The organism is Crocosphaera sp. (assembly GCF_030064895.1).
In the GTDB taxonomy this organism is placed as follows: domain Bacteria; phylum Cyanobacteriota; class Cyanobacteriia; order Cyanobacteriales; family Microcystaceae; genus Crocosphaera.
In genome coordinates this window covers 1-7,487 of sequence record NZ_JASJEB010000155.1, presented here as the reverse complement: position 1 = coordinate 7,487, position 7,487 = coordinate 1, and the positions used below count along the sequence as shown (strand labels likewise).

Annotated in this window: 10 protein-coding genes; 8 read left to right on the top strand and 2 right to left on the bottom strand. The window is 32.1% G+C overall.

Annotated elements, in window-relative coordinates:
* Positions 1-37: 37 nt before the first annotated feature.
* Positions 38-295, bottom strand: coding sequence for a hypothetical protein (locus QNJ66_RS25075; protein WP_300511392.1), 258 nt, complete (start codon positions 293-295; stop codon positions 38-40).
* A 10-nt stretch (positions 296-305) separates the two neighbouring features.
* Positions 306-938: a CatB-related O-acetyltransferase gene (locus tag QNJ66_RS25070; protein WP_300511391.1), complete on the bottom strand. Its 633-nt coding sequence runs from the start codon at positions 936-938 to the stop codon at positions 306-308.
* Positions 939-1,116: 178 nt separating this feature from the next.
* Between QNJ66_RS25070 and QNJ66_RS25065 the strand changes: the two genes are divergently transcribed.
* The 8 genes from QNJ66_RS25065 to sipA all read left to right on the top strand — a co-directional run bounded on the left by QNJ66_RS25065 (position 1,117) and on the right by sipA (position 7,356).
* Positions 1,117-1,509, top strand: a complete 393-nt coding sequence (locus QNJ66_RS25065; RefSeq protein ID WP_300511390.1) for an MAPEG family protein — start codon at positions 1,117-1,119, stop codon at positions 1,507-1,509.
* 188 nt (positions 1,510-1,697) lie between these two features.
* Positions 1,698-2,324: a dTMP kinase gene (tmk, locus tag QNJ66_RS25060; protein WP_300511389.1), complete on the top strand. Its 627-nt coding sequence runs from the start codon at positions 1,698-1,700 to the stop codon at positions 2,322-2,324.
* A gap of 45 nt (positions 2,325-2,369) precedes the next feature.
* Positions 2,370-3,911, top strand: a complete 1,542-nt coding sequence (locus tag QNJ66_RS25055; protein ID WP_300511388.1) for an FAD-binding oxidoreductase — start codon at positions 2,370-2,372, stop codon at positions 3,909-3,911.
* A gap of 22 nt (positions 3,912-3,933) precedes the next feature.
* Positions 3,934-4,491 (top strand): pleckstrin/ G-protein interacting- domain protein, encoded by a 558-nt coding sequence (locus tag QNJ66_RS25050; RefSeq protein ID WP_300511387.1) that lies wholly within the window; start codon positions 3,934-3,936, stop codon positions 4,489-4,491.
* A gap of 60 nt (positions 4,492-4,551) precedes the next feature.
* Entirely contained in the window at positions 4,552-5,349 is a 798-nt protein-coding gene (locus tag QNJ66_RS25045; protein WP_300511386.1) for a transglutaminase-like domain-containing protein, read from the top strand.
* A 171-nt stretch (positions 5,350-5,520) separates the two neighbouring features.
* Positions 5,521-6,465, top strand: a complete 945-nt coding sequence (locus QNJ66_RS25040) for a glycosyltransferase family 2 protein (RefSeq protein WP_300511385.1) — start codon at positions 5,521-5,523, stop codon at positions 6,463-6,465.
* A gap of 107 nt (positions 6,466-6,572) precedes the next feature.
* A complete protein-coding gene (locus QNJ66_RS25035; protein WP_300511384.1) occupies positions 6,573-7,043 on the top strand; it encodes a low molecular weight protein-tyrosine-phosphatase in 471 nt (156 codons plus the stop codon).
* 64 nt (positions 7,044-7,107) lie between these two features.
* On the top strand, positions 7,108-7,356 hold the full coding sequence (gene sipA, locus QNJ66_RS25030) for a regulatory protein SipA (protein ID WP_300511383.1): 249 nt from the start codon (positions 7,108-7,110) through the stop codon (positions 7,354-7,356).
* Positions 7,357-7,487 lie beyond the last annotated feature (131 nt).

The window sequence follows — 7,487 nt, the reverse complement described above, 5'->3', positions numbered from 1 at the left end:
TTTTATAGCAATAGACAGGCTAGTTAGGACACATAAATTATATTTTAAGGGAACAGGGAACAGGGAACAGGGAACAGAAAAATGTCCTAATAGCTTTGGCGACTGCTATAATTTCAGCGATCCAAGCACAACAATCTTTCTGCAACATTTTAGCTACAGATGCTGGTGTAATGCCAAGTTGAGCAATTTCTTGACGAGATTGATAGTTTTCTTTAACACTGGTTCTAATTTCAAAAAGGGTTTCGATATCTTCTGTTTGAACAAGACGAATATTAATAGATTCTGATTTAGACATTTTTAATAGTTTATGAATTTAATTGTTTTAAATTTTCTATATTATTGCTACATAAGATAGAAATATTGTTAGTTATTTTTTCTATTGACCAGTTCCACCATTGTAATTGTAATAATAAATTAATTACTTCATCACTAAACCTTTTTCTAATTAGTTTAGCAGGGTTTCCTCCTACAATTGTATAAGGTTCGACATTTTTGGTTACTACTGCATTAGTGGCAATTATTGCCCCATCACCTATGTTAATTCCCGGCATAATTAAAGCGTTATAACCTAACCAAACATCATTCCCAACAAATGTATCTCCTTTGGATGTTCCTTCAACGGACATGGTATTTTCCCAACCATGACCAAAAATAGCAAAGGGATAAGTAGTAAAGTAATTGAGGGGATGATTACTACCATTCATGATAAATTTTACATCACTGGCAATGGCACAAAACTTTCCTATAATTAATTTATCGCCGATAAAATCAAAATGATATAAGACATTTTTTTCAAAGTTATGGGGGTTGTCTAAGTCATCATAATAGGTAAAGTCTCCGACAATAATATTAGGATTTTTAATAATATTTTTCAGGAAACAAAGGCGTTTATAGTTTCTTAGAGGATAAAGTATGTTCGGGTCTGGATAATTTACCATTATTCATTAATTAGACTTTTATATCTGAATCGTAACACGGTCTTATAGACTATAAAATCACTATCTTTGTAAAAAATAATTTATCAAGGCTATAACTATTATTTAAGCAGAAGATTGACCTATGATAATACTATATGCTAAAATATCCTAAAATCTATTAATTAACAATTAAAAAATAATGGAAACTATTTACCCTAGCATAGTAACAGTCGTTGCATTGATCGTCTATTTTCTTATTACCATGAATGTTGGTCGTGCTAGATTTAAGTATAAAGTTATGCCTCCTGCTACTAGCGGTGATCCAAATTTTGAAAGGGCTTTAAGAGTACAACAAAATACTTTAGAACAGATCATATTTTTCTTACCTTTACTATGGTTATTTTGTTTTTATATTAACCCAATTTGGGGATCGGGAATTGGAGCATTTTGGATAGTTGGTCGTATTCTATATGCTCTAGGATACTATCAAGCTGCTGAAAAAAGAATGATTGGTTTTGCTATTAGTTTTTTAAGTACTTTAGCTTTATTAATTGGTTCTTTGGTTGGCATGACTATGGTATTTATTCAATAGTTTTATGTAAAATATAGCGTTTCTTGGACTTATGGAGTACACCCTACCCCTCTGTAGAGAAGTTGAATGCAGCGTCTCTACTATGTAGATCACCAATATGAGAATTGCTAGATAAAAAACAGCTTTAATAATCACTAAGTTATTTGTTTTTTATCTAGCTAAAATACTTGTTTTATATTTGAGAAATAATGCAGCCTTTATTTATTGTTTTAGAAGGAATTGATAAAGCCGGAAAAACGACCCAAGCGGAATTATTAAAACGCTATTTAATTAATCAAGGTAACTCAGCAGTTATTAGTTCTGAACCAACAGAAGGAGTAATTGGAAAGTTAATTAGAAAAGCGATGCAAAATCAAGTTTTTGTGATGAAAGATAAAGCAAAATTTGATGAACAAATGGCTTATTTATTTGCTGCGGACAGACATTATCATTTATATAATGAAGTGGATGGAATTTATAATTTAATTCAACAGGATAATTCTCATGTTATTGCTACTCGTTACTATTTTTCATCTTTGGCTTATAATACTAATAATCAAGAAGAGTTTGATTTTGTTTATGGTTTAAATAAACGTTTTCCTAACCCAGATTTAGTGATTTATTTAGACATTTCATTAGATATTGCTTTACATCGTCTCGCAAATGTTCCCTATAAAGAAGTTTATGAAACTCAAGAAAAATTACAACAAGTAAAAGATAACTATCAGAAAATTTTTCAGTCTTATCAGGGAAAAATACTAAAAATAGATGCTAAAGATAGTATCGAACAAATACACCAAAGAATTACAACTTACCTTGAAAAAAATTTTAGTTAACGTTATACTAAATAAAATATTTATATTTATTAAGCTGAATTTTTTATGAATCTCAATTCTAATCTTTTATATTTACCAGAAAATAGTCGTAAAGGATTAAAATTTGCCGATAGTCGTTGGCAAGATTTACGAAATAAGAATCTAACCCATCCAACCGTCATCACTAATAGTAAAGAGACTTTAAATGAGTTTGATGCAGATATTATTATCTGTGGGGGAACGCTAGGTATTTTAATAGCTACCAGCTTACAAAAACAAGGATATAGTATTATTTTAATCGAGCGAGGAAAATTAAGAGGAAGAGAACAAGAATGGAATATTTCTCGCCAAGAACTCAATACATTTGTAGAACTTGAGTTATTATCGATTACAGAATTAGAACAAGCGATCGCTACAGAATATAATCCAGGAAGAGTCAGTTTTCATAAGGGATATGAATTATGGGTTGAAGACGTTTTAAATATTGGCGTTGATCCTGTTTTTTTACTAGAGACTCTAAAGCAAAAATTTATAGAAGCAGGAGGAAAGTTATTAGAAAATACCCCATTTCAATCAGGGATAATTTATGATAATGGGGTATTAGTTAATGCTGGTAATACTGCTGTAAAATCTCGCTTGCTTATTGATGGAATGGGACACTTTTCTCCGATTGTTCAACAAGCAAGAAAAGGCCATAAACCCGATGGTATTTGCTTAGTAGTAGGAAGTTGTGCCAAAGGTTATACTAATAACGATACAGGGGATTTAATCGCTTCTTTTACACCTATTTTAAACCAGTGTCAATACTTTTGGGAAGCCTTTCCAGCAAGGGACGGGAGGACAACTTATTTATTTACTTATGTCGATGCTCATCCTGATAGGTTTAGCCTAGAATTTTTCATGGAAGAATATCTAAGATTACTGCCAGAATACCAAAATATAGAGTTAGAAAAATTAAAATTTGAAAGATTTTTATTTGGATTTTTTCCTGCCTATCAAAACAGTCCTTTAAAAATGCCTTGGGATAGAATTTTACCCATTGGAGATAGTGCTGGCGGACAATCTCCTGTTAGTTTTGGTGGTTTTGGGTCGATGGTTCGCAACTTAAAACGCTTAACTTTAGGAATAAAAGAAGCTTTTAAAGTTGATAGTTTAGACAAAAATTCTTTATCCTTATTACAACCTTATCAACCTAATATTTCTGTAACTTGGTTATTCCAAAAAACCATGAGTGTTGGTGTTAAGCAAAATGTTTCCCCCAACCAAATAAATGATTTAATGAGTGGGGTTTTTCAGGTTATGGATAGACTAGGAGATGACGTTTTAAAACCCTTTTTACAAGATGTAATTCAATTCCCTGCTTTAATGAAAACTTTACCTTTAGTTAATCCTAAATTAGTGTTGCCTATCTTACCACAAGTAGGAGTACAACCCCTTTTAGATTGGACAATACACTATTTAAGTTTAGCTGCCTATAGTGGGTTATATCCTCTGGGAAAATGGGTTAAACCCCTAACAACAAATTTATCCCCTCAACAACAATATTATTATCATCGTTGGTTAGATTCTTGGAAATATGGTTCAGGAGGTGATTATAATGGAAATTAGTATAGAATAAAGGGGAAGATTGATGAAAATTTTAGATCACAAACAGGTAAGATATTGTAATTTATTACAGCGTCGACAAGAGATAATCCAGTATTTACCTGGTTTAATCTTTAAAAATAAATTGTTTATCAAAGATAAAAGTTTTAATATAGAACAACAAAAAGAGGCACAAGATTATGGAAAAAAACAGTTTTTGAATAGTAAAGGACAGAGGGAATATTTATTATTAGAAGATATAACAGGGTTTATTATATGGAAAGAAAGTGACGAAGTTGAATTATTAAAAGTTCAACCTAGAAATGATAGGTTAACAAATAGTGAACTAGAAATGATTGTTAATAAAATAAGAGGTGAAAATGGGATTGAAATAAAAGATCGTCGCTATCTTCTTAAACTATATCCTAAGTGTTTTGTTGGTAGTGAATTAGTAGATTGGATGATGGCTAACTTGTCTATTTCTTTAGAACAAGCGATAAAGATAGGTCAACAATTAGTGGACAAAAAAATTGTTCATCATGTCCAAGATCAACATGATTTTGAAAATAAATATCTATTTTATCGATTTTATCTGGATGAATAATTGCTATTTCTGTTAATCTGTGAATAAATATGATAGAATAAATAAAAATATTAATTTTATATGCAATCTTTTCTTCAAGAAACCAATAAACCCGACCATAAAATTAATCTAGCAAAAGCAGCATTAATTTATGCGAAGTATGAATATCCAAGACTAGAAATAGGAGAATATTTAACAACTTTAGATATAATTTCTCAGAGAATAAAAGATGACTTGCATCAAGAACTATATCCTTTAAAAGTTATCAAAACTATTAATAAATATTTATTTAAAGACTTAGGTTTTAAAGGTAATACGAATAATTATTATGACCCTAGAAATAGTTATTTAAATGAAGTAATAGATAAAAAAATGGGAATTCCTATTAGTTTATCTGTCATCTATTTAGAAATAGCAAAACGCATTAATTTCCCGATGGTTGGGATTGGAATGCCAGGACACTTTCTTATTCGTCCTGAGTTTGAAAATGTGGGAATTTTTGTGGATGCTTTCAACCAAGGGGAGATATTATTTAAAGAAGATTGTCAGATAAAATTACAGGAGATTTATCAACAACCAGTTACTCTAGAAGAACACTTTTTAACCCCTGTGAGTAATCAACAAATTTTAGGTAGAATGTTAACTAATTTAAAATATATCTATCTTAATCGTCAAGAATACCCTAAAATGCTAAGAATTATAGAATTACTGCTGCAATTATTTCCTAACCATCCTCTAGAAATAAGGGATAGAGGTCTTTTATATTATCAGTTACGACAGTGGGAAAAAGCAACAACCGACCTACAATTATACTTATCTATTTTACCCACAGCAGAAGATGCTCAAGCTATTGGTCAAATTTTGCAACAAATGCGCTAAACTAAATAGATGGTTATAAATGAACCGAAAGTGGGTAATGGTAATAAAAAGATTACAAAAATGCTCCAGAAACTATTTTAAACATTGCCCACCCTACAGGTTGAATCCATTTAATTATGCCTACCTACTTAATAACAAATTATCCTATCTTAATTCTTCATTATTAAAGCTGTGTTTATAAGTATTGTCATTCCCACTTACAATCGTAAACCTATTTTAGAAAAATGCTTAAAAGCCTTAGAAAAACAACAATTAAATGATGATAAAATTAGCAACTATGAAGTCGTTTTAGTCGATGACGGATCGACGGATGGAACCCTAGAATGGTTGCAGAAAAATAAAGCAGACTTTCCTCATGTTTCTTCTTTTTCTCAAAATCATTTAGGTCCAGCAGCAGCCAGAAATTTAGGGGTAACTAAGGCAAAAGGTGATATAATCATCTTTATTGATAGCGATTTAGTCGTAACTGAAAGCTTTTTACAATGCCATGCTAACGCTTTGATTAAGGGAGAGAAAAAATTAGGTAGCGATCGCCTGTTCACTTACGGTGCAGTTATTAATACTTGTAACTTTGAAGATCCCACTTCTGAACCCTATAAAATAACAGATTTTTCTGCCGCTTATTTTGCCACTGGTAATGTAGCGATCGCCCGTAAATGGTTAGAAAAGGCCGGGTTATTTGACACCAGTTTTCAACTCTATGGATGGGAAGATTTAGAACTAGGAGTAAGACTAAAACAGCTAGGACTTACCCTAATTAAATGTCCAGAGGCTATGGGTTATCACTGGCATCCACCCTTTAGTCTAGCACAAATTCCCAACTTAATTGATAAGGAAATTCAACGAGGAAGAATGGGCGTTTTATTCTATCAAAAACATCCCACTTTTGAAGTACGTTTAATGATCCAAATGACCCTATTACACCGTATTTTATGGGGAATATTATCACTAGGTGGGACATTAAACGAACGTACCCTTGCCCCAATTCTACAATGGTTAATCAATCAAGGAAAGCCCCAATTAGCCTTAGAAATTGCTCGGATTTTTCTCAATTGGTATAACGTTAAAGGGGTTTATGCTGCTTATCAAGAAAGAAAAGAAAGTTTAAGTGCGTAAAAATAGCTTTACAAAATTATGGGTCAAACCTTAATATTAAAAAGGAGCAAAAATCTGCTAAATATCAATTGACTGAGTCTTTAGTTTAACCATCATTTATAAAATTTATGGCACATAAATTACTGTTTGTCTGTTTAGGTAACATCTGCCGTTCTCCTTCCGCAGAAAATATTATGAACTATTTAGTCCAACAAAAAGGGCTAGAACAGCAGATTATTTGTGATTCTGCGGGAACATCCAGTTATCATATTGGGGCATCTCCTGACCGAAGAATGCAAGCGGCCGCGTCCCGTCGAGGGATAAAATTAGTAGGACAAGCGAGACAGTTTGAACCATCTGATTTTGAGAAATTTGATTTAATTTTGGCCATGGATCGTTCTAACTATCGCGACATTTTAAAACTCGATTCAGATAATATTTATGGTGATAAAATTCGTTTAATGTGTGACTTTGCCAGTCAACATCGAGACAGAGAAGTACCCGATCCCTATTACGGAGGAGAATCAGGTTTTGATCATGTTATTAACTTATTATTGGATGCGTGTGACGGGTTGTTAGAGGAAGTTATCAATGGATAATTAATAATTAAATAATAAAAAATAATTAATTATCCAATATCCATTGTCCATTATCAAAAAAGCAATGAATGAACAACACATTTCTGTAGGTAGCAAAGTATCTTTAATTAGTAAACCCCCTTATCTAAAAACCGCTGATCCAATGCCTATGTTACGTCCTTCCGACATTTTGGATATTGGTGATGAAGGTGTAGTAATGGATCGTCGTCCTGGGGGTTATTGGGGGGTCAAATTTGCCAAGGGAACCTTTTTGATGGAAATTCAATATATTGCCCTTGTTACAACTCAAGAATCATCCCATAAAGATGTTTAACTACTAAATGAACTACCCCAACTTTTGAGAAGTTGGGGTTTCTAAAGACCCCAAACTTTTCTTATGTTGTTGAGATTTTTGTCGCTTCATCTCCCCAAGTTGCTTCATAGAGCCAGTATGTTTACGAGTCC